This window comes from Pseudoalteromonas sp. B160 (assembly GCF_037162485.1).
GTDB lineage: Bacteria > Pseudomonadota > Gammaproteobacteria > Enterobacterales > Alteromonadaceae > Pseudoalteromonas > Pseudoalteromonas rhizosphaerae.
Genome location: NZ_JARLUX010000001.1, coordinates 1,522,106 through 1,543,742 on the forward strand (window position 1 = coordinate 1,522,106; position 21,637 = coordinate 1,543,742).

General features: G+C 41.4%; 21 protein-coding genes and 2 pseudogenes. 6 read left to right on the forward strand and 17 right to left on the reverse strand.

Translation table 11 applies throughout. The annotated features are described in order from the left end of the window. Positions 1–6 precede the first annotated feature (6 nt). The 7 genes and pseudogenes from P4S61_RS07010 to cutA form a co-directional block, all read right to left on the reverse strand. Entirely contained in the window at positions 7–1,350 is a 1,344-nt protein-coding gene (locus tag P4S61_RS07010; RefSeq protein ID WP_337118011.1) for an N-acetylmuramoyl-L-alanine amidase, read from the reverse strand. A 29-nt stretch (positions 1,351–1,379) separates the two neighbouring features. Beyond that, positions 1,380–1,853, reverse strand: a complete 474-nt coding sequence (tsaE, locus tag P4S61_RS07015) for a tRNA (adenosine(37)-N6)-threonylcarbamoyltransferase complex ATPase subunit type 1 TsaE (protein WP_182732164.1) — start codon at positions 1,851–1,853, stop codon at positions 1,380–1,382. 127 nt (positions 1,854–1,980) lie between these two features. Beyond that, on the reverse strand, positions 1,981–3,321 hold the full coding sequence (gene accC, locus P4S61_RS07020) for an acetyl-CoA carboxylase biotin carboxylase subunit (RefSeq protein WP_337118012.1): 1,341 nt from the start codon (positions 3,319–3,321) through the stop codon (positions 1,981–1,983). A 26-nt stretch (positions 3,322–3,347) separates the two neighbouring features. Continuing rightward, on the reverse strand, positions 3,348–3,809 hold the full coding sequence (gene accB, locus P4S61_RS07025) for an acetyl-CoA carboxylase biotin carboxyl carrier protein (protein WP_182735549.1): 462 nt from the start codon (positions 3,807–3,809) through the stop codon (positions 3,348–3,350). A 33-nt stretch (positions 3,810–3,842) separates the two neighbouring features. Then, positions 3,843–4,295 (reverse strand): type II 3-dehydroquinate dehydratase, encoded by a 453-nt coding sequence (gene aroQ, locus P4S61_RS07030; RefSeq protein WP_145238079.1) that lies wholly within the window; start codon positions 4,293–4,295, stop codon positions 3,843–3,845. Between the two features lie 226 nt (positions 4,296–4,521). Next, positions 4,522–6,350: pseudogene (locus P4S61_RS07035) on the reverse strand (protein-disulfide reductase DsbD). Beyond that, positions 6,350–6,670, reverse strand: coding sequence for a divalent-cation tolerance protein CutA (gene cutA, locus P4S61_RS07040; RefSeq protein WP_182732161.1), 321 nt, complete (start codon positions 6,668–6,670; stop codon positions 6,350–6,352). Before cutA ends, P4S61_RS07035 begins: the two are co-directional and overlap by 1 nt. 211 nt (positions 6,671–6,881) lie before the next feature. Here cutA and P4S61_RS07045 point away from each other — a divergent pair, with 211 nt between their 5' ends. From P4S61_RS07045 to P4S61_RS07065, 5 genes are all read left to right on the forward strand, one after another. Further along, a complete protein-coding gene (locus tag P4S61_RS07045) occupies positions 6,882–7,358 on the forward strand; it encodes an FxsA family protein (RefSeq protein WP_182735547.1) in 477 nt (158 codons plus the stop codon). Between the two features lie 153 nt (positions 7,359–7,511). Beyond that, positions 7,512–7,799 carry a co-chaperone GroES gene (locus tag P4S61_RS07050; RefSeq protein WP_054204533.1) on the forward strand — a complete coding sequence of 96 codons (288 nt, stop codon included), beginning with the start codon at positions 7,512–7,514 and terminating at the stop codon, positions 7,797–7,799. A 47-nt stretch (positions 7,800–7,846) separates the two neighbouring features. Continuing rightward, positions 7,847–9,493 carry a chaperonin GroEL gene (gene groL / locus P4S61_RS07055; RefSeq protein WP_145238063.1) on the forward strand — a complete coding sequence of 549 codons (1,647 nt, stop codon included), beginning with the start codon at positions 7,847–7,849 and terminating at the stop codon, positions 9,491–9,493. 178 nt (positions 9,494–9,671) lie between these two features. Beyond that, on the forward strand, positions 9,672–10,085 hold the full coding sequence (gene rnk / locus P4S61_RS07060) for a nucleoside diphosphate kinase regulator (RefSeq protein WP_182718918.1): 414 nt from the start codon (positions 9,672–9,674) through the stop codon (positions 10,083–10,085). Positions 10,086–10,322: 237 nt separating this feature from the next. Next, positions 10,323–10,727: a VOC family protein gene (locus P4S61_RS07065; RefSeq protein ID WP_337118014.1), complete on the forward strand. Its 405-nt coding sequence runs from the start codon at positions 10,323–10,325 to the stop codon at positions 10,725–10,727. Between the two features lie 55 nt (positions 10,728–10,782). On the opposite strand, the gene P4S61_RS07070 is transcribed toward P4S61_RS07065, so the two are convergent. After that, on the reverse strand, positions 10,783–11,187 hold the full coding sequence (locus P4S61_RS07070) for a hypothetical protein (protein ID WP_337118015.1): 405 nt from the start codon (positions 11,185–11,187) through the stop codon (positions 10,783–10,785). A gap of 728 nt (positions 11,188–11,915) precedes the next feature. On the opposite strand from P4S61_RS07070, the gene P4S61_RS07075 reads away from it, so the two are divergent. After that, positions 11,916–12,059, forward strand: coding sequence for a hypothetical protein (locus tag P4S61_RS07075; protein WP_337118016.1), 144 nt, complete (start codon positions 11,916–11,918; stop codon positions 12,057–12,059). Between the two features lie 45 nt (positions 12,060–12,104). Here the strand turns inward: P4S61_RS07075 and P4S61_RS07080 are convergent, their stop codons facing one another. The 9 genes and pseudogenes from P4S61_RS07080 to P4S61_RS07120 form a co-directional block, all read right to left on the reverse strand. Continuing rightward, positions 12,105–13,517: a methyl-accepting chemotaxis protein gene (locus tag P4S61_RS07080; protein ID WP_337118017.1), complete on the reverse strand. Its 1,413-nt coding sequence runs from the start codon at positions 13,515–13,517 to the stop codon at positions 12,105–12,107. Further along, positions 13,499–13,996 (reverse strand): cache domain-containing protein, encoded by a 498-nt coding sequence (locus tag P4S61_RS07085; RefSeq protein ID WP_337118018.1) that lies wholly within the window; start codon positions 13,994–13,996, stop codon positions 13,499–13,501. The genes P4S61_RS07080 and P4S61_RS07085 overlap by 19 nt, the downstream gene beginning before the upstream one ends. A gap of 185 nt (positions 13,997–14,181) precedes the next feature. Next, positions 14,182–15,672, reverse strand: a complete 1,491-nt coding sequence (locus tag P4S61_RS07090; protein ID WP_182758810.1) for an NAD(P)H-hydrate dehydratase — start codon at positions 15,670–15,672, stop codon at positions 14,182–14,184. Positions 15,673–15,892: 220 nt separating this feature from the next. Then, on the reverse strand, positions 15,893–16,705 hold the full coding sequence (gene speD, locus P4S61_RS07095) for an adenosylmethionine decarboxylase (RefSeq protein ID WP_145238045.1): 813 nt from the start codon (positions 16,703–16,705) through the stop codon (positions 15,893–15,895). An 88-nt stretch (positions 16,706–16,793) separates the two neighbouring features. Beyond that, the gene (locus P4S61_RS07100) at positions 16,794–17,207 is read right to left on the reverse strand and encodes an OsmC family protein (RefSeq protein ID WP_145238042.1); all 414 of its coding nucleotides are present in this window, start codon (positions 17,205–17,207) and stop codon (positions 16,794–16,796) included. A gap of 81 nt (positions 17,208–17,288) precedes the next feature. Further along, the gene (locus P4S61_RS07105; RefSeq protein WP_149980484.1) at positions 17,289–17,636 is read right to left on the reverse strand and encodes a DUF3802 family protein; all 348 of its coding nucleotides are present in this window, start codon (positions 17,634–17,636) and stop codon (positions 17,289–17,291) included. 140 nt (positions 17,637–17,776) lie between these two features. Continuing rightward, positions 17,777–19,246, reverse strand: a complete 1,470-nt coding sequence (gene astD / locus P4S61_RS07110; protein WP_145238036.1) for a succinylglutamate-semialdehyde dehydrogenase — start codon at positions 19,244–19,246, stop codon at positions 17,777–17,779. A gap of 15 nt (positions 19,247–19,261) precedes the next feature. Continuing rightward, positions 19,262–20,278: an arginine N-succinyltransferase gene (gene astA, locus P4S61_RS07115; RefSeq protein ID WP_145238033.1), complete on the reverse strand. Its 1,017-nt coding sequence runs from the start codon at positions 20,276–20,278 to the stop codon at positions 19,262–19,264. Positions 20,279–20,366: 88 nt separating this feature from the next. After that, positions 20,367–21,573, reverse strand: a pseudogene (locus tag P4S61_RS07120) (aspartate aminotransferase family protein). Between the last annotated feature and the right edge of the window lie 64 nt (positions 21,574–21,637).

Here is a 21,637-nt window from a genome sequence, read left to right on the forward strand (position 1 = left end):
ACGATTTTAACTTTGCGGAATGTCTAACTCTTGACCAATAAACAAGGTATTAGATTTTAATTGATTGACTTGCTTAAGCTTACCTACTGATACCCCATAGCGACTAGCTAACAAACTTAACGACTCACCAGGGCGAACTTTATGTTTAGTGGGATATTGCGATTTTAACGACGCAAACAGCGAATCATCCGGAGGATTTTTCAGATAATAGCTTTTGATAGAAGTAAATATTGCTTTCGCTAAGCGCTCTTGGTGATTAGCACTTTTTAATAGTTTTTCTTCTCGCGGGTTTGAAATAAACCCAGTTTCGACCAAAATAGATGGAATATCTGGTGACTTTAATACCGCTAGGCTAGCCGCTTGCGGCTCTTTTTTATGTAACTTAGCGACCTTTTTAAGCTCATGAACCATGCCTTCAGCAACGCTGAAACCGGTTTTCATCGAATGATCCATCGACATATCCAACAGCGCCTGCGCCAAGTACTTTTCACTGGCCGTGTCTTTAATCACTCCAGCAGCACCACCGAGTAGCTCTGAATGTTTTTCTTTATCTTCTATCCATTTACCAATTTCTGAATTAGCACGACGAAGTGATAACACCCAAACAGAGGCGCCATTTGGTTGCGGGCTAGTAAATGCATCCGCATGAATTGAAACTAAAAAGTCAGCCTTTTTCTGCCTTGCACGGCTAGTGCGGGTATTAAGTTTGACAAAGTAATCTCCACTTCGCACCATTCGCGAAATCATCCCGCGCTCGGCATCAATCATCCGCTCTAAGCGTTTGGCAATTTGTAATGTGATATCTTTTTCATAAGTACCAGAGGGGCCAATTGACCCAGGGTCTTCGCCGCCATGGCCTGCATCAATAGCAATAATAATATCGCGTTGTTGATTAAGCTCACGCTTTTTAACCGCAGTATTACTCGTTGCAGCTACTGGCTCTGGTTGATTTTTGTCATATAAGTCGACCACTAAACGATTTTTATAAGGTCCCGTTGGCGCCAATGCAAAAATCACCGGTTTAACGGCCCCTGTAAGCTCAAAAACAAATCGTACCCCCTGGCTGCTTTTCGCTTTCGAGTAACGTAGTTTACTGACGATTTGATGCTTACTGGGAATAGTTGGTAGGTCTTTTATTTTGTCTGTATTTTCTAAATCGACCACTAAACGCAGTGGATTTTTTAGCATAAAATAACTGAAGTCGGGCTTATCCGTTAAGTCGAATACTACCCGCGTACTATCTGGCGATGGCCACACCCGTACACTATTGATAGTATTTTGTGCATAGAGATTAGCACTGGTTGCTAACAGCAAAAAAGCACCCATCCACTTTATGACAACTCGACTCATCGGTATCTTCACACCCTTGTTATTTGTTGTTATTCACTATGGTTTTTGAGTTTATCCACGATACTATGACCACGCGGGCTAATGCTTTGGATCTCAATTGCTCGTGCATCGCCGACATAACGTAAAGTAATATCTAAGTCTGGTGTTGGGATAAACTCGCCGCCTTTTTCAGGCCATTCCACCACACAAATAGCTGTTGGCGAAAAATAATCTCGAATACCCATGTATTCTAATTCTTCTGGGTCGCCTAAACGATATAAATCAAAATGATAAACATTGGCCGTTGCCAACTCATATGGCTCCACCAGCGTATAAGTTGGACTCTTAACTTTACCTTGATGACCAAAGCCTTGGATCACACCACGTGTTAAAGTGGTTTTACCTGCTCCCAAATCACCGTGTAAGTAAATAACTGCACCTTGCTCCATTAGCACAGCAAGTTGATTGCCCATTTTAACCGTTGCAGCTTCATCAGCGAGTTGAAAACCAACACAGTGCGTCATTCTAACCTCATGGATAGTATTAAAAACGATAACTTGTTAATCATACCAGATTATTTTACTAAGGCGAGAATCGACACTTATAGACACAAAAAAACCGGCAAAGTTGCCGGTTTTTTTGTAATTAGGACTATAGACCTAATTTTTTCTCAAGATAGTGGATATTAGTACCACCATTTTGGAAGTTTTCATCCGCTAAGATGCGCTTATGTAATGACGTATTAGTTTTAATACCGTCAATCACAAGCTCATTCAATGCGTTACGTGCACGGGCAATTGCTACATTACGGTTTTCACCGTAAGTAATTAATTTACCGATCATTGAATCATAGTGTGGTGGCACTGTGTAGTCAGCATAAATATGGCTGTCCCAACGAATACCTAAACCACCTGCTGGGTGGAAACGCGTAATTTTACCCGGTGACGGGATAAACGTTTCAGGATCTTCAGCATTAATACGACACTCAATTGCATGACCACGAATAACGACATCGTCTTGCGTGAATGATAGTGGTTGGCCCGCTGCAATTTTTAACTGCTCTTTGATCAAATCAACACCGGTAACCATTTCTGTCACTGGATGCTCAACCTGAATACGAGTGTTCATTTCAATGAAATAGAACTCACCATTTTCGTATAAGAACTCAAATGTACCCGCACCACGATAACCGATTTCGATACATGCACGCGTACAACGCTCACCGATAAACTTACGCACTTCAGCAGTAATACCTGGTGCTGGCGCTTCTTCGACTACTTTTTGATGACGACGTTGCATAGAACAATCACGTTCACCTAAGTGAACAGCATTACCTTGCCCGTCAGCCAATACTTGAACTTCGATATGACGTGGGTTTTCAAGGAATTTTTCCATGTAAACCATGCTATTACCAAAGAACTGTTTTGCTTCTTGTTGCGTTAAAGCGATTGAGTCAATTAACTCAGCTTCACTGCGAACAACCCGCATACCACGACCACCACCGCCACCAGCGGCTTTGATGATCACTGGGTAACCGATACGTTTAGCGATTTGCATGTTGCGGTCTTTATCATCCGATACCGGACCATCTGAACCTGGTACACATGGTACGCCAGCTTTACGCATTGCTTCGATTGCAGATACTTTATCGCCCATTAGACGAATCGTGTCGCCGCGCGGACCAATAAACACAAAACCACTTTGTTCAACTTGATCAGCAAAATCAGCGTTTTCTGCAAGGAAACCATAACCCGAGTGGATAGCAACTGCATCGGTTACTTCAGCTGCCGCAATAATGCGCGGAATGTCTAAGTAACTTTCAGTGGCAGAAGGTCTACCAATACATATTGTTTCATCTGCAAGCAATACATGCTTAAGATCGCGATCCGCCGTTGAATGCACAGCAACCGTTTTGATCCCAAGCTCTTTGCAGGCGCGCAATATACGAAGTGCAATTTCACCTCGGTTTGCAATGACTACTTTATCTAACATTAGAGTTGGCCTTTTAGGTTGCGCTATTATTCAATGATGAATAAAGGTTGATCAAATTCTACTGGCTCGCCATTTTCAACTAAAATCGCTTTCACGGTGCCCGCTTTATCTGACTCAATTTGGTTCATCATTTTCATCGCTTCGATGATACAAAGCGTATCACCTACTTTAACTTGTGAACCCACTTCTACATATGAAGGCGCTTCAGGAGAAGCTGCTGTATAGAAAGAACCAACCATTGGCGATAATACTTGATGGCCAGTAGGACCCGCAGGTGCTGCCGCTTCTGCGCTTGCAACAGGTGCAGCTGCAGGGGCTGGAGCTGGTGCTGGTGCGTACTGTGGTGCATAATGCGGAGCGTAAGCAGGACCTGCACTCATATTATTACGATTGATACGTACTGATTCTTCACCTTCGGTGATTTCTAATTCAGCAATACCTGATTCTTCTACTAGTTCAATTAGTTTTTTGATCTTGCGAATATCCATGAACGACCCGCCTGTTAGTTTGTTAGTTTAAAATTAATTCGAGTTTTGCAACCGATTGACCGCAGCTTCAAGTGCTGCGCGATAACCCATTGCGCCTAATCCACATATCACGCCCTGCGCCACATCAGAAAAATATGAATGATGACGAAACGCTTCCCGCGTGTGCACATTAGTTAAGTGCACTTCAAAAAACGGGATATCAACAGCCAGTAACGCATCACGTAAAGCCACGCTTGTATGCGTAAATGCCGCTGGGTTGATAATAATGTAATCAATGACCTGCCATGCACTATGTATGTGCTCAATTAAAGCTTGCTCACTATTACTTTGAAAATGCGTTAGCTCAACATCTAGACCATGCGCAAACTCAGTTAGTTCGCTCATAATCTCACTAAGTGTTTGTAAACCGTATTTTTCTGGTTCACGCTTACCCAGCATGTTTAAGTTAGGGCCATTTATAACTAAAAGTTTAAATTTTGCAGCCATAATACGCGATAATCCTATAAATAATGAGTTAAGCCATTTTGATTAGAAATTCCCGCAAAATGTAGAGGGAAAAACTAAAATAGCAAGTATTTCTCACGTTAACCACCTATTATAGCCAGTTCGATGTAAATAGCAGCAAAATACTGGTCTAATCACTAGTAGCCACCACAAAAACAAAAACGCCACTCATATAAAGTGGCGTTTAAAATAGCGGTGCGAAAAACGTTTATTTAGCGCTATTTCTCACTTTAGCTAAATGCTCAGCAAAGTCCTTGGCATTTAAAAAGCCCGTCACACGCTGTGCTGCAAGCTCTTCACCTTGTGTATCAAAAAACAAAATACTGGGTAAACCAAATACCGAAAACTCTTCCATTACAGCAATTGTTTTATCATCACTTTCGGTCAAATCAATTTTTAACAACTCAAAGTTTGCAAACTCACCTTGTACTTTAGCGTCAGGAAAAGTGTATTTCTCGAACTCTTTACACGCAACACACCAATCTGCATATAAATCGACCATCACTAAACGACCACCACTGTTTGCATCATTTATTGCTTGTTTGAGCTCAGCTAAATCAGCAACTAATTTAAAGCCGCGCTCTTGTTGCTCGCCATTTGCGGCACTAACAACTTGCGCTGTGGGCCATATATAGTTTTTAGTTAAGCTCACACCGCTAACAACTAATAACGTTGCAACAAACCACAATGCAGTTTTTAACTTACCTTGTGTTTGAGCGCTCTGCCAATGATGTAAATACAAGGCCGTTGCTAATGCTAATAAGCCCGCCATAAGTAATATGATGTCTGCATCGACAATACGTTCAAGCAAGATCAATGGCACTACCAGCATGATAAAACCAAACAGGGTTTTAACTTGTTCCATCCAGCCGCCTGCTTTTGGCAATAATTTACCGCCGGAGGTGCCTAATAACAGCAGCGGAATACCCATCCCTAAACTCAGCACATACAAAGTTAAGCCGCCAACTAAATAATCGCCGCTTTGCGCAACAAACAATAGCGCAGCTGATAACGGTGCAGTGGTACAAGGTGACGCAATTAAACCCGATAAAACCCCCATTAAAAACACGCCAATGTAGTTGCCGCCTTTTTGATTATTACTTACTTGTGTGAGCTTATTCATCATGCCGCTAGGGAGCTTTATTTCGTACCAACCAAACATCGACATAGCGAGTAAAACGAATAATAAACTAAAACTAATCAATACATATGGGTGCTGCAAATAACCTTGCACTTGACCACCAAGTGATGCAACCACAAGGCCCAGCGCCGCATACGTAACGGCCATACCCTGCACATAAACAAAAGAAAGCGCAAAAGCTTTTTTAGTGGAAAGATTTTTTGTCCTGCAATTAGGCTCGACAAAATAGGAAACATCGGAAATACACATGGCGTAAATGCCAAGCCAATACCGACCAAAAAGAAAATCGCTAGGTTCGCTAACAAACCTTGCGAGGCCAGTTTTTCAGTAAAGTTTAATTCTTTTTCTAAGTCATCTTCTTGCGTTACAACATCTTCTGTAGCAGCCGCTGATTCAGCGCTAAGCGCAGCTAATGCATTGCCTGCGGTTGCATTATCAGTTGCAGGGGTTTCACCGGCAATCATACTCAATGGAATGGTGATGATCTCTGGCGGGTAACATAGCCCTGCTTCAGCACAGCCTTGATAACGTACTTTAATTACGCCATCTTCAGCTATATTACTTAGCTTGCTGATCACACTCAGTGAATCAAAAAACACTGCTGTTTTGCCAAAGAACTCATCTTCAATGATCACGCCTTTACCAAGATCGGGCACTTCAATATCAGCACCTTTACCAATGATTTCTAGCTTCTTTTTATATAGGTAATATCCTGGCGCAATATCCCAACCAATAAAAAGTGTGCTGCCCTGCTGATCAAAATCAAATGAAAATGCCTGATCAACAGGTAAAAATGTTTGCTCTGCGGGCTGCAGCAAATCACTTAATAAATTATTAGTTGCAGCCTGTGCTGGCATTAACGACAGCGCACAAAGCAATAAAAGAAAACAACGCATTAATTAAGTACCTCATCCATCCAATTAAAATAGGCTAAATTGCCAGTGGCCACATCAATAACCTGTATTTCAGGAATTTCATAACTATGTAATTGCTTGATAGTTTGAATCAATTCATTCATTTTTTCTGACTTTGTTTTAATTAATAATTTACACTCGGTTGCATAAGCAACCTCTCCTTGCCACATATAAACAGATTCCACATTTGGAAGAATGTTCACACACGCAGCTAATTTAAGCTTAACTAATTGCTCAGCTATGGAGCGTGCCTCACTTACATCTGCGCAAGTGGTAAAAATAAGTCGAAAATGAGTCGTCATATTGAACCTTTGATTGATTGCTCTGCCCAATGCCATAGTAGCTGATAGCTAAGGCAAAGTGTAGTTAACCTAAACTGCGGATAATAAATCGCTTAATCAGAGTTCAGGCTATTTAGCCAACACTGCTTTACCACTAGCCTTGAAAAAAGACCTGATAACCCATATTTATATTTCATTAACTCAACTGAGTGATCACTATTTAGAGAGCCTTATGTTTAGATTTTTGTTTTTATTATTTATTCTCGTGCCAATTATTGAAATTGCGTTGTTAATTCAAGTAGCTGATGTAATTGGTGGATTCGCCACTATTGCACTGGTTATTGTAACCGCAATATTCGGCGCAAAATTAGTTAGAACACAAGGTATGGGCGCACTGCAAAATGTGCAAACACAAATGGCGCAAGGGCAAATGCCAGCCAAAGAATTATTTACCGGTTTATGTGTGATTATTGCTGGCATATTATTGCTAACTCCAGGCATTATGACCGACGTATTCGGTTTTTTATTATTGACCCCGGCCATTCGCAATAAACTAGCTGCAGGCCTTGCTAGTCAAGCAACGGTGCGTATGAGTGCAGGCATGCAACAAGGTCCAACAGCATTTAATCAGCACACCCATTCAGAGCCAGAACCTCGCAAAATGAGCGAGCCGACCACTATTGATGGTGAGTACGAGAGAAAAGATTAAAAATTTTAATTTTTATCACTTGGGTTTTGAAGCAATACCCCCATTACTGAGTACAACTAAATCAATTGCCTTGAACCACAGGGTTTAATGCAAACTGGTACATATAAAGCTTTTTTCTGTCCTGTTCAGAAACTGTTAGGAGAACTAAATAAAATGAACATTCGTCCTTTACATGATCGCGTGATCGTTGAGCGCCTAGAAGAAGAAACCAAATCTGCTGGCGGTATTGTATTAACTGGTTCTGCGGCTGAGAAATCAACCCGCGGTAAAGTTGTTGCAGTGGGTAATGGCCGTACTCTAGATAACGGTGATGTGAGAGCATTAGAAGTTAAAGTCGGTGACACTGTGTTATTCGGCTCATATGTTGAAAAAGCTGAAAAGATCGAAGGTCAAGAGTACCTGATCATGCGTGAAGACAATATTTTAGGCATTGTAGGCTAAAGCTACTTTTCGTTTAACAAACATTCAGAATTCAAAGGAAATTAATCATGGCAGCAAAAGAAGTACTTTTTGCAGGTGACGCACGCGCTAAAATGCTAGCTGGCGTAAACATCTTAGCAAACGCAGTTCGTGTAACTTTAGGTCCTAAAGGCCGTAACGTAATCCTAGACAAATCATTTGGCTCTCCAGTGATCACTAAAGATGGTGTATCAGTGGCAAAAGAAATCGAACTTGAAGACAAGTTTGAAAATATGGGCGCACAAATGGTTAAAGAAGTTGCATCTAAAGCAAACGATGCAGCCGGTGACGGTACAACTACTGCAACAGTATTAGCGCAGTCAATTGTAAACGAAGGCTTAAAAGCGGTTGCTGCGGGCATGAACCCAATGGACCTTAAGCGCGGTATTGATAAAGCAATCATCGCAGCTGTTGCTGAGCTAAAAGAACTTTCAGTACCATGTGCCGATGCAAAAGCAATCGCTCAAGTGGGTACTATTTCAGCTAACTCTGATAAAGAAATTGGCGACATCATTGCAGAAGCAATGGAAAAAGTAGGCCGTAATTCAGGTGTAATCACTGTTGAAGAAGGTCAATCACTTGAAAACGAACTAGATGTTGTTGAAGGCATGCAGTTTGACCGTGGTTACTTATCTCCATACTTCATCAACAACGCAGAAAAAGGCGCTGTTGAATTAGATAACCCATTTATTCTACTTGTAGATAAAAAAATCTCTAATATTCGTGAGTTGCTACCTACATTAGAAGCCGTTGCTAAAGCAAGCAAACCATTACTTATCATTGCTGAAGACCTTGAAGGCGAAGCACTAGCTACTCTAGTTGTTAACAACATGCGCGGTATCGTTAAAGTATCAGCAGTTAAAGCACCTGGTTTTGGCGACCGTCGTAAAGCAATGCTACAAGATATCGCAGTATTAACTGGCGGTACGGTTATCTCTGAAGAAATCGGCCTGGAACTTGAAAAAGCGACAGTTGAAGATTTAGGTACTGCAAAGCGCGTAGTTATCACTAAAGATGATACAACTATCATCGATGGTGCAGGCGAAGAAGCTGGCATCAACGGTCGCGTTGCGCAAATCAAAGCACAAATCGAAGAAGCAACATCAGACTACGATAAAGAGAAACTACAAGAGCGCATGGCTAAACTTGCCGGCGGTGTTGCGGTAATCAAAGTAGGTGCTGCTACTGAAATCGAAATGAAAGAGAAAAAAGACCGCGTTGAAGATGCACTTCATGCAACTCGCGCTGCGGTTGAAGAAGGCGTAGTGCCTGGTGGTGGTGTTGCACTAGTACGTGCAGCAAGCAAACTTGTTGATTTAGTTGGTGACAACGAAGATCAAAGCCACGGTATTAAAGTAGCACTACGTGCTATGGAAGCACCACTTCGTCAAATCGTTACCAACGCAGGTGACGAAGCGTCTGTTGTTATTAACGCAGTTAAAGGCGGCACGGGTAACTTCGGTTACAACGCAGCAACTGGCGAATACAACGACATGATTGAAATGGGTATCCTAGATCCAACAAAAGTAACGCGCTCTGCACTACAATTTGCAGGCTCGATTGCTGGCCTTATGATCACCACTGAAGCAATGGTAGCTGAAATCCCAAAGGATGAAGCTGGCGGCGCTGATATGGGAGGCATGGGCGGCATGGGTGGTATGGGCGGCATGATGTAATTCATCTCCTAACCATCTAGCTAAAATAAAAACCCAGCTTCGGCTGGGTTTTTAGCTTTAAGAGCAACGATAAAGTAGCAAATAAAATGACTCCAGCGTATTGCAGTGCTTTTTAACTGTATGCCAAAACCATACTCAGAGTTAATTTTATTTATAAGCCATAATTAAGGATATTAAGATGAATAAAAAGCCTGAACTGATCATCTCGTCACTCGATGCTGATAGATTGTATGATTTAATGGAATCATTACCAGCAGGAAGCTTTGCTGGCGAAAAAGAACTTGAAGCTGAACTTGGCCGCGCAACAATCGTTGAGCCAAAAGATGTGCCTTCGACAGTGGTTACTATGAACTCAACGGTAAACTTTATTGTTGAATCAACTAAAGAAGAATTCACTAAGACCTTAGTGTATCCAAAAAATGCTGATGCAAGTGCTGATAAAATATCAATTTTAGCACCAGTAGGTAGCGCCCTACTTGGTTTGTCACAAGGCGATGAAATTGAATGGCCAAAACCAAGTGGCGGTCTCATAAAAGTAAAAATAAAAGCAATCACTTATCAGCCAGAACGAGCCGGTGAGTTACATCGATAATATTTATGTTATTAAAAACCCAGTGAAAGCTGGGTTTTGTTTTTAAAGATAATAAGTTTCAAACCTAGCGCCAGCCACTGGTAAGGCCAGATTTATCGGGAAAAGCTTTCTGACTGAAGTCAGACGTACGGATAAATCTAGCACCGCACTTAACGTACCAGTCTTTTGTCCTCGGGTTATATTTTCTTATATGCTAAAAAAGCATCTTTAAGCACTGCATTATTTCAAGGTAGGACAATGACAAACATAAAACAGCATATAGGTAGCATGGCATTAGTTGTAGGGAATTATGATGATGCGATTGCATTTTACACTCAAAAACTGGGGTTTGATTTAATCGAAGATACTGATCAGGGTAATGGCAAACGCTGGGTATTAGTATCACCACCGAACTCTAATGGCACTAATTTATTACTCGCACAAGCAAGTACTCAACAGCAGTTAGAGGCTGTGGGCAACCAAACTGGCGGCCGAGTGTTTTTATTTTTACATACCAATGACTTTTGGCGAGATTATGAATTAATGCAAAAAAATGGCGTTAACTTTAATGAACAGCCCCGCGTAGAAGAATACGGCACCGTTGTGGTATTTGAAGATTTGTATGGTAATAAATGGGACTTACTACAATTAAAAAGTAACTAAATTTGCTGTACTGTGAATTACAATACAGCAAAAGTTGCTATTTATATTCTACAGATCACTGAGGAACTTTACCCTCACCCCAGAAGTTGGTTGAAGCATTAGCACACCAATTAACATCAGCCCATGTGTAGTCTTGATAATAAATTTTGTCTACACATGCAGAGACTTCACTCTCTCCATGTCTTACATCAACTATACAAATTTCGCCAGTACAGCTATTAGACCTAGGTTTTGCAAGAAATCCATCAACTGTCCAGATTATATTCTGTACAGGTTTACTTACATCAACTTTAAATACTACTGCACCTTGTCTATGGTTAGATAACTGACCACTACCATAGCAATAATTTTCCGTATAATTGTCATAAGCGTCTGTATCCACATAGCAAGAAACTGTATTTGCCATTGTTGCACTACTAAACATGGCAGCACCAAATAATACTAAATAAATTTTTTTCATTACGAATATCCTTTCATGGTTAGTAAAAACCGTTCCTTTTTAAACTTCAACAACGTAAACGGCAAACTTTAGAGGTCAAATTGCTCAGGTTGTTTTTATACACTAAAACATACCTAGTTAAATTCCATTGGTTAAAACAATTAGATACATCTACTTTTAAATTTCGATGCACAAAACCCAATAGAGGTACACAATACGATAGGCGATAATTATTAACAAGTATTTATCGACTATTTTACACGCGATATTTTATTTATCGTTAAATATGCATAGTTACGATAACTTCGATTTCCTCTGATAACCTTTCTGAAAATCCTAACAAAAATTATTGCGACTAGTTATGTGTAATGAAAACAATATCACTAGGAATTTTGTAGTTTTACCCTTCTTTCATTTATTTTGTTACTCCTGTCACACCACCTGCATTCACAAAGTATAAAAAGCAGACTAAGGCAAGCGTACTAGAGTGAAATATTATTGTTATCGCAATAAATCATAACCTACTGGCTTAATACGGAACCTCTGGTTGACTTGATATTGTTCAATTAACCCTCATTAACTAACTATTAGTAACCATATTAAAAACAAATGGATTTATTAGATAAGGTTAGTCTTGGAACATTACTGCTGCATTGGCTTGTAGTGAGCATATTATTGCTGATTGTGTTTTGGGCCATGATGAAAATTGTCGCTTGGGGTAAAACCATGTCACGAGGGGCTTTTTATTTTTGTCGTTCTTTCCGCTTATTTCGTTATTCCCTATTCCACCCCCGCAATTTGAGAATGTACAAAAAGCCAAACAAGAGCAGCGTAAACGCAAAGAAGACTCCGGCGATCCACCAGAAGAGGACGAAGGTGAAGCATCGCGCTGACATTCTCAGCTAACGATGCTTGAAAAACACTATCAATGAATCACATTATTGCTGACTAATTTGATATAAACGCTGTGCTTGGCTATTTGAATCTTTGCTGACGCTACGAAATTCTTCAGCATCACTGGCATTTTGCACAGAGATCTCACGAATTCGCTCTGCCAAGTTTTTCACATTTTCGGTTACCTGTGATTGCTCTTCAGTCGCGACGGCAATGCTTGATGAACGCTCTTTAATATCATTAAACGCGGTAACAATACTTTCATACTGTGCACGTGTTGTTGCTGAGCGCTCGTTCACTACTTCAGAGTATTCACGGCATTGCCCAATAACGTTAACCCCTCTACTAGCGGCTTCTTGCAATTGGCTGATCATGGTTTCAATCTCGCCAGCCGATTGCTGAGTACGATGTGCCAAGGTTCTAACTTCATCAGCCACTACCGCGAAACCACGCCCTGATTCACCTGCTCGAGCAGCTTCAATGGCGGCATTAAGCGCAAGTAGATTAGTTTGTTCTGAAATATTCATGATCACATCAAGCACCGAGCCCACTTGTTTTGAGTCTTGTGCAATCCGTGAAATGGCATCTGATGATTCCGTTAATTTATCAAATAATAACTGGATTGATTCGGCATTCTTCTCAATAACATCAAAACCAGAATTCACTAAATCAGCTGATTGCGTAGTAATATCTGCAACGCTCAAAACATCTTGTGAGGCTGATGAGGCTGCTATCGACATTTCATGAATTGCCTCAGCCAACATGTTGTTTTCTTCCATTAACTCTTGCGTACGAATTTGGCTGTTATTACTTAAGTTATCCATCGCTTCAGCGTTGTTTTTAACCGCAGCGGCTTCTGCTTGGATCTGTTCTAAAATCTTAATCAGATGATCGCCATAATCATTAATCGCTTCGCATAAGTGGCTCATTTCATCACTTCCACGCACGGCCAGTTTTGAATTCGTGCGACCTTGCACCAACATTCTAACTTGCTCTGTGGTGGTGTTAATTTGCTGCACCAGGCGATTACCAAAAATCAGTAATACTGATACAAAAGCGAGAATAAGGGCGATAAATGAACTGTATAAATAATAAGTGAGGGTGTTAACGGTTTTCTTGGCAATTGCGGCAGGAATAATAACCCCTGAGCGCCAATTTTGCTCTGCCAATGAGTAAGTTACTAAAATAGATTGGTCATTATTAACCACACCACTGGCAAATTCAGCAACAGTTGTATTGCTGTTTTGCAAGGCGCTGACCAACGGCTTTAAGCTACTGTCTTTACTGGCAACCTGAGTAAGGCTCATCATTGCTAAGTTAGTATTGCGTATCGATGGAATCGATACTAATTGCTCGGCGCTATCTAAAATAAAGTTATAGGTGCCAGTAGCATTGTTCTCTGCGATCAATGAGCTTTCGATAGATGCCAGTTCAACGTCTAAGGTGGCAACCCCCAAAATTGGTTATCACGGATTATTTTCACGGAACAGGTAACCATCGGTACATTCGATACCGTGTCTACATAAGCTTCGGACCAAACGCACTCACCCCGATTAGCGTTAATGGCATTTTTATACCAGGTTTCTTGTTGATACGCGCTGCTGTCGGGCTGGTTATAATCATCTAAAAGTTTATATTGGCCATTACCTGTTTTCGCCCAGAAAAGAGATGCCTTTGCTGCTGAAGGCAGCATTTTATTCGGCTCAGGCCAAATACCACCACCCGCAATACCTTTGCCACTTGCAATCAAAGGAGCAATATTTTCAATAAAGGCCGCCTGCTGCAATGGCAAAGTCTCGGCTACCACGGCTAAGCTTTGCGTTAAGGTGGCACTTTTAGCTAAATCTTTTGCTAACGATTCGCCGATCACCTTTGCTTGTAATTTTGCGCTGGATATAGCGTCATTTTTAATGATTGGCGTAACAACTAGCTGCATTATTCCTGACAGAATAATTAAAGCAAACAACAGCAGCAGAAAACTCCCTAGGTACATTTTTTTGTATCAACATCTTCTTTTTACCTCAGTAGTAAATAATAGCCGCGCAAATTAGAGTATAGGGACTGTGCTGTATTTAGCAAAACGAGTTCCTAAAAATAGTGACCAAAAAGTATATTTAACCGCTATTTACCATTAATGAGCTGCCTAACAATAGCAAATAAATCACTTGGCAACATACCGCGCTCCCCTTCGCGTTCTGCCAAAATATCGGCTGCTTTAGCGTGCAATGTCACACCGTAACATGCGGCTTGATCAACAGCGAAACCTTGAGCAAGTAACGCACCTATGATGCCGGTAAGCACATCACCACTGCCACCAACGGCAAGCGCTGGATTACCATTTTCGCACAACCAAGTTTGCTGCCCGTTGGCGATCAGGCTACCCGCGCCTTTCAGCACACTGGTACTGGTATAACGTTTAGCTAAATCCGTAGCAGATTGAAAGCGATTTGCTTCAATCTCAGCAATTGAAACTTTCATTAGCCGTGAGGCTTCACCAGCATGCGGGGTTATTATGCAATTTTTAAGGCGATACTCTAAAGCATGCTTAGCCAACAAATTTAAGCCATCAGCATCAATAACTAATGGTAAATTATTTGCTAAGCAATATTGTATAACCTGCTCAAATGTCGTTTGCGCCCAACTATCCTGACCAAGACCTGGACCAATAATGACACAATTTGCCCATTCAAGGGCTGCGGATAAACTGTCGCAACTGACCATTAATTCAGGGCGACCACTACTAACGACTTGTACACTGCTTTGATGAGTATAAACACGCACCATTGCAGCGCCTGTACGAAGTGCTGCTTCACTTGATAAACGAATGGCCCCGCTAGTACCTTGATTCCCACCGACGCATAACAGCTTGCCGTGGTTCCCTTTATGGCTATTGCGACTTCGTGCAGCAAGTGGTTTAAAACTAGTGATATTGATAAGTGTTGCGCTAGCATCCACTAACTTGGTAAATGATTCTGCGATCCCTAAATCATTAAAAATGATTTTTCCTGCAGCACTTCGCCCGGCACCGGTTACTAAGCCTTGTTTAATCCCCACAAAAGTAACGGTAATAGTAGCCTGAATAGCGATGCCAAGTGGCTGCCCGGTGTCGGCGTCTATGCCTGAAGGTAAATCAATTGCCACTATTGCGCTAGGTTGCGCGTTAGCATCTTCAATCATCGTTAAAAATGGCGGACGAACTTGACTATTAATTCCGGTACCTAACAAACCATCAATAATAATATCGGCATTATTGAGGCGACCTTGCGTGTAACTTTCAACTTCGCCCCCCAATGCTTGCCAACGTTGCTGAGCTGTAAGCGCATCCCCGGTGAGATGTCTACTGGTATCGGCTGCAAGTACAATGACTTCCTTACCGGCTTGCTTGGCAAGGCTTGCCACAATATAGCCATCGCCCGCATTATTACCATAACCGACCAGAATAAAGTAGCGCTGAGCATTCGGAAAATGCTCGATACACTGCGAGAATACCGCATGCCCTGCGCGCTCCATCAAAGTGAACATGCTAACGCCTGCCAAGGTCGCTGCTTTTGCTTCGTGCTCCCTCACCTGCTTTGCCAAAAATAGTTGCTGTGCTAGGCCTTGATTCTGCATATTGATCCATAATAGAAGACGGGCTGTTTACTTAGACTATTAGCCACAGCTGCTAGCGTCAAGGAATGTCGTCACCAACATTTTCAGGCTAATTTAGGAGGTATACTTAGGAAGGATGGTCTTTTCGTTTGCTTTTGTTGCTGCATTTAGCAACTTTAATAAAAAACGGCGCGCAATTTACATTGCGCGCCGTTTTTTAAAACTTACTAATTAAGTGAGTTTATTCTGCTTCCGGCAAGTTACGGCCGTAAAAGATTTCTTGCATTTCACGTGTTAATTTAGAACGAATTGCTTCTTCTTCGTCTTCAGATAAATCACTCGTAGTAACACCAAATAAATAAGTATTTAGGTCTGTTTCTTTTAGCATCATCTTAGTGTGGAACAAGTTTTCTTGATACACATTCACGTCCATCATTTGGTACGCTTCTTTGGTATCTTCGGTCATGTAGTTTTGAATTGAGTTGATCGCGTGATCGATATAGTGCTTAACACCATCTACGTCACGGGTAAAACCACGCACTCGGTAGTCAATTGTTACAACATCTGACTCTAAGCTATGAATTAGGAAGTTTAACGCTTTTAATGGCGAAATAATGCCACAGGTTGATACTTCGATATCGGCACGGAAAGTACAAATACCATCATCAGGGTGAGCTTCAGGATAGGTATGAACGCAGATGTGGCTTTTATCTAAATGAGCAACAACTGTTTCAGGTAATGGTCCTGGTGCTTCATCAACTTCATAAGTTTGCTGCTGCTCAATTGGCTCTTCTGAGATCAGAATTGTTACACTAGCACCTTGAGGGTCGTAATCTTGACGCGAAACATTTAAAATATTCGCACCGATAATGTCTACTACTTCACCTAAAATATCGGTTAGTCGATCAGCACTGTACTGTTCGTCGATATATTCAATATATTCTTTACGTTGTTGCTCAGTCTTTGCATAGCAAATATCGTAAATACTAAAGCTTAAACTTTTGGTTAAGTTATTAAAGCCATGAAGTTTAATTTTATCGAAGGGTTTGTTCATGATAAACCAACCTATAAACAAGTGAAATCTGCCAGAGCAGAATGAAAAGTTCGCGGATTTTATACGAATTTCACCTCAGGAAAAAGCGTTATTTTCCCTGTTCTTGTATAACTTCGTGTGTGTGGGTAATTTCTACTGTTTTATCAAGCATTAATGCTACTGAACAATACTTCTCTGCAGATAGTTGAACGGCACGCGCAAGGTGCTTTTCTGAAACGTTGTCGCCAGTCACAACAAAGTGTAAGTTAATCTTAGTGAATACTCGCGGAGCGGACTCTGCGCGTTCAGCACTCAATTGCACTTGCACATCTGAAAACTGTTGTTTAGCTTTTTTTAGAATACTGACTACATCAACCGATGAACAGCAGCCAACTGACATTAATACCATTTCCATTGGGCTTGGTGCGGCGCTATCGCTACCAGCATCAAACACAACATTGTGACCAGAATTAGAACGCCCTAAAAAAGTATCGCCTTCAACCCATTTCACATTCGCTTGCATTTTATTACTCTCAAAGAAGTTATTTCCTTGATTGTAAGGAAGTCACACGCAGTTGCAAATTAAAAACGATAATTGGAATGATCAGGCACTTTCGACAACTGCGCTATCAAAGAGGTTTTTTACCAATGCGGCAAATTCATCGATAAATGCATGTTGCTCTATTGTCACTTGATTACTGGTGACGCTGCTGAGGACTTCTTGTAAGTCGTATACAATGCCATCTACTTCACGCACGATTTGACTACGTTGTTCAGTAGAAAGCTCTGTGTGTTGCTGGCATAACAACATAACATTTTCAGCAATATCATCTTCTATTAGCTCCATAATAGTAGGAGCGCCTGGTTTTATTTCGCCGGACTTCTCAAATAATGCTAAATTTTGAGTAAGATACATGATGAGGTCATCATATCCTTGCCTATCTAAAACCATAATTATCCACACCTAATTAAAACGACTGTATTGATTTAAGCAGAAAGCGCTTTTAATTGCTACCTTTGAGCATTAACCAATACAAAAAAAGCAGCCTTGGCTGCTTTTTTAGTTATTTATTACTATTTGACCAAAATCGATTAATCGATTTTTAAGCCTGGGCTTAATGTTGCTGGCATTGCTACTTTTTCAAGTTCAACAGAGGCAACTGGGTATGCGCAATAATCAGCTGCATAGTAAGCACTTGCACGATGATTACCTGATGCACCAATACCACCAAAAGGAGCTGCACTTGAGGCACCGGTGATTGGGCGGTTCCAGTTAACAATACCAGCACGGATACGACGTAAAAAATGGTCGTAATCTGCCGCATTATCACTGAGTAAACCCGCAGACAAACCAAAGCTGGTATCGTTGGCTTTATCAATCGCACTATCAAAATCTGTAAAGCGGAATACTTTTAATAGTGGACCAAAGTGCTCTTCATCTGGGAAGTTAGCAACATCTGTGCACTCAATAATACCAGGCGTTACAAAACCTGTATTTTCAGTATGCTTAAGCTCAACCAATACTTCAGCACCAAGCTCAACGAGTTGTTGCTGTGCTTTTACCATACCAGCGGCCGCAGCTGATGAGATCATCGAGCCCATAAACGGTTGCTCTACATCATCGTAGTTGCCCACTTTGATGGCTTTAGTCGCGGTAATTAAACCGGCTAAAATTGCATCGCCTTGCTCACCTGCTGGTAAAAACAGCTTGCGTGCACAGGTACAACGTTGGCCACTTGAGATAAATGCTGATTGAATAATATCGTGAATAACGGCTTTGGTATCAGCAACATCAGTAATAATCAGTGGATTGTTACCACCCATTTCTAATGCTAAGATTTTACCTGGTTGACCGGCAAACTGCTCATGCAGAATATGGCCTGTGCGTGATGAACCGGTAAAGAATAAGCCATCAATACCTTTGTGAGCAGCAAGAGCCTTACCTGTGGCTACTTCGCCTTGTACTAGGTTAATAACCCCTGCTGGTAAACCTGCTTTTTCCCATAACTTAAGCGTTAGCTCAGCAACAGCTGGAGTTAGCTCCGATGGTTTAAACACCACGGTATTGCCCGCCAAAAGTGCAGGCACAATATGGCCATTAGGTAAATGACCAGGGAAGTTATAAGGGCCAAATACCGCCACTACACCATGTGGTTTATGGCGGATCATTGCACGACCTTGCGGCATTGGGTTTTCTACGTCGCCAGTGCGCTCTAAAAATGCTTTTTCAGAGATAGCTATTTTACCGACCATAGCACCCGCTTCAGTGCGAGTTTCCCATAACGGCTTACCCGTTTCTTGGGCTATTACAACAGCAAGCTCTTCGCTGTGCTCTTTTAGGGTTTCGGCAAAAGTTTTTACAATCGCTAAACGTTCTGCAAATGATTTATCAGCCCAGCTATAAAATGCTGCACGCGCAGAGTTAACAGCGGTGTCTACTTGCTCACTGGTGGCTGAGTTTGCTTGCCAAATAATTTCGTTATTGGCTGGGTTTACTGAATTAAATGCATCGCCTAGGCCTTGCGACCATTGACCATTAATAAATTGTGCAGGATGAGTCATGTACTTTCTCCTAAATTATATACGTGTTGCGGTAACTATATCGCCAGCTTGTAAGTGCAGTGCATCGGCCATTGCCTGTGGCAAAGTCAACTCAGAGCTTGTTTCATCAAGGTTTAGTTGTGCAACGGTTGCTCTAAAATCATTGAGTTTGTCATTCGCTAGCATGATAGCCGTCTCGCCGCTGTTTTCACCGATTTTTACGGTAAAGTTTTTGGCATTACGAATAGTTGCAATATTATCTACTTTTGCTTCTACCGTTGGGCCAGCATCAAAAATGTCAACGTAGCCATTAAAGGTGAAGCCTTCTTTTTTCAGTAGTTCAATCGCAGGGCGCGTATTATTGTGCACCTTGCCGATCACGGCTTGCGCCTCTTTACTTAATAAGTTGACGTAAATTGGGTACTTTGGCATTAGTTCAGCAATAAACACTTTTTGGCCAATACCGGTTAAGTAATCAGCTGTTGGAAAATCCATCGAGAAAAAGTGTTCTTCTAACCATTGCCAAAATGGACTACTGCCGTGTTCGTTAGAAACACCGCGCATTTCTGCAATTACGGTTTCAGCAAAGCGTTCTTGGTGCTGCTTGATAAACATAAAACGTGCTTTTGAAAGCAGCTTACCGTTATTATTTTTACGGTAACCATCTTTTAAAAACAGCGTACAAAGCTCAGTTGCTCCAGTGTAATCATTACACAAGGTTAAAATATCAACCGCTTTATAAACATTCAATGTACGAGATGAATGAATAGCTTTACTTAAATGATAGTGATAAAACGCATCATCTAAACCAACCGCAGCTTCAATTGCTGAGGTACCGACTACTTCACCTGTTTCGCTATCTTCAAGAACAAACAAGTAACCTTCATCACCCGGATGAGATGCACTTTTTGCGAATGAGCTTATTGAATGAGCTATCTTCTTTTGTAATAACTCTTCGTTATTAGGTAAAGAGGTAAAACCATGTCCTGATTCGTGGGCAATTTTCAATAAAGCTGGGTAATCACATTGCTGGATTGGGCGAAGGATCATCATGAGTCCGCTTGCTCCCTTATAAATAACGGTAAATTAAGAATATTAGGGCAAGCTTGCTACTTGCCCTTATTATGATTAGAGGTGTTGATTAACCGTTCACAACGTTGGCTACGGCTTTTTCAAAGCGTGCCATCCCTTCACGGATATCCGCTTCCAGGGATCACTAAAGATGGAGTAAAACGCACCACATCGGCTCCCGCTACTAACGACATCACACCCTCAGCGGTTCCTGCTACTAAAAACTCTTTAGCACGACCTTTAAACTGCTCATTAACCACAGCACCAATTAATAAACCTTGACCACGAATTTCCGAGAAAACGTTGTACTTATCGTTAATTGCAGTTAGTAATTCATTAAACAATGCTGACTTTGCTTTTACGCCAGCTAATACTTCTGGTGTATTCACAGTATCAAAGGCTGCTTCACCAACAGCACATGCCAACGGATTGCCGCCATAAGTAGAACCATGAGTACCGACTTTAAGGTGCTTAGCAATCTCTGTCGTGGTGATCATTGCACCAATTGGAAAACCGCCGCCAAGTGCTTTTGCAGTAGTTAAAATATCAGGTACTACATTTAACCCTTGGTATGCATAAAGATCGCCAGTACGACCGACACCAGTTTGTACTTCATCAAAAATAAGTAATGCGTTATGTTTAGTACATAACTGGCGTACACCTTGAGCAAACTCGTCAGTAGCAGAGATAATGCCGCCTTCACCTTGTAATGGCTCCATCATTACCGCACATGTGTTATCAGAGATTAGTGCTTCAAATGCGGCTAAATCGTTATAGTCACAATGTACGATATCTCCCGGCTTAGGACCAAAACCATCAGAGTAAGCAGCTTGACCGCCCACGGTTACAGTAAAGAATGTACGGCCATGGAAACCTTTATTGAAAGCGATGATTTGCGATTTTTGTTCACCAAAATTTTCAAGCGCAACACGACGCGCTAATTTTAGTGCGCCTTCATTTGCTTCTGCGCCTGAGTTGGCGAAATATACTTTTTCAGCAAATGTAGCATCTACCAATTTTTTAGCTAAACGAAGTGCTGGCTCATTAGTCATTACATTTGATAGGTGCCAGATTTTTTCGCCTTGCTCTTTTAATGCTTTAACCAATGCTGGATGACAATGACCTAGACAGTTAACAGCGATACCACCGGCAAAATCGATATATTCACGACCTTGCTGATCCCATACACGTGAGCCTTCGCCACGAACAGGAATAACGCTTGAAGGTGCGTAGTTAGGAACCATTACTTGATCAAATAATTCGCGATTGACTGTCATTTTATATCCTCTTAATTGTGATCCTACAGAAAGTTTAAAAAATAGGCTTGATGATAGACTGTTG

Excerpts from the sequence above, each read along its gene's own strand:
- P4S61_RS07010 (WP_337118011.1), bottom strand. The coding sequence starts at position 1,350 with ATGAGTCGAGTTGTCATAAAGTGGATGGGTGCTTTTTTGCTGTTAGCA.
- tsaE (WP_182732164.1), bottom strand. The coding sequence starts at position 1,853 with ATGACGCACTGTGTTGGTTTTCAACTCGCTGATGAAGCTGCAACGGTT.
- accC (WP_337118012.1), bottom strand. The coding sequence starts at position 3,321 with ATGTTAGATAAAGTAGTCATTGCAAACCGAGGTGAAATTGCACTTCGT.
- accB (WP_182735549.1), bottom strand. The coding sequence starts at position 3,809 with ATGGATATTCGCAAGATCAAAAAACTAATTGAACTAGTAGAAGAATCA.
- aroQ (WP_145238079.1), bottom strand. The coding sequence starts at position 4,295 with ATGGCTGCAAAATTTAAACTTTTAGTTATAAATGGCCCTAACTTAAAC.
- cutA (WP_182732161.1), bottom strand. The coding sequence starts at position 6,670 with ATGACGACTCATTTTCGACTTATTTTTACCACTTGCGCAGATGTAAGT.
- P4S61_RS07045 (WP_182735547.1), top strand. The coding sequence starts at position 6,882 with ATGTTTAGATTTTTGTTTTTATTATTTATTCTCGTGCCAATTATTGAA.
- P4S61_RS07050 (WP_054204533.1), top strand. The coding sequence starts at position 7,512 with ATGAACATTCGTCCTTTACATGATCGCGTGATCGTTGAGCGCCTAGAA.
- groL (WP_145238063.1), top strand. The coding sequence starts at position 7,847 with ATGGCAGCAAAAGAAGTACTTTTTGCAGGTGACGCACGCGCTAAAATG.
- rnk (WP_182718918.1), top strand. The coding sequence starts at position 9,672 with ATGAATAAAAAGCCTGAACTGATCATCTCGTCACTCGATGCTGATAGA.
- P4S61_RS07065 (WP_337118014.1), top strand. The coding sequence starts at position 10,323 with ATGACAAACATAAAACAGCATATAGGTAGCATGGCATTAGTTGTAGGG.
- P4S61_RS07070 (WP_337118015.1), bottom strand. The coding sequence starts at position 11,187 with ATGAAAAAAATTTATTTAGTATTATTTGGTGCTGCCATGTTTAGTAGT.
- P4S61_RS07085 (WP_337118018.1), bottom strand. The coding sequence starts at position 13,996 with ATGCAGCTAGTTGTTACGCCAATCATTAAAAATGACGCTATATCCAGC.
- P4S61_RS07090 (WP_182758810.1), bottom strand. The coding sequence starts at position 15,672 with ATGCAGAATCAAGGCCTAGCACAGCAACTATTTTTGGCAAAGCAGGTG.
- speD (WP_145238045.1), bottom strand. The coding sequence starts at position 16,705 with ATGAACAAACCCTTCGATAAAATTAAACTTCATGGCTTTAATAACTTA.
- P4S61_RS07100 (WP_145238042.1), bottom strand. The coding sequence starts at position 17,207 with ATGCAAGCGAATGTGAAATGGGTTGAAGGCGATACTTTTTTAGGGCGT.
- P4S61_RS07105 (WP_149980484.1), bottom strand. The coding sequence starts at position 17,636 with ATGGTTTTAGATAGGCAAGGATATGATGACCTCATCATGTATCTTACT.
- astD (WP_145238036.1), bottom strand. The coding sequence starts at position 19,246 with ATGACTCATCCTGCACAATTTATTAATGGTCAATGGTCGCAAGGCCTA.
- astA (WP_145238033.1), bottom strand. The coding sequence starts at position 20,278 with ATGATGATCCTTCGCCCAATCCAGCAATGTGATTACCCAGCTTTATTG.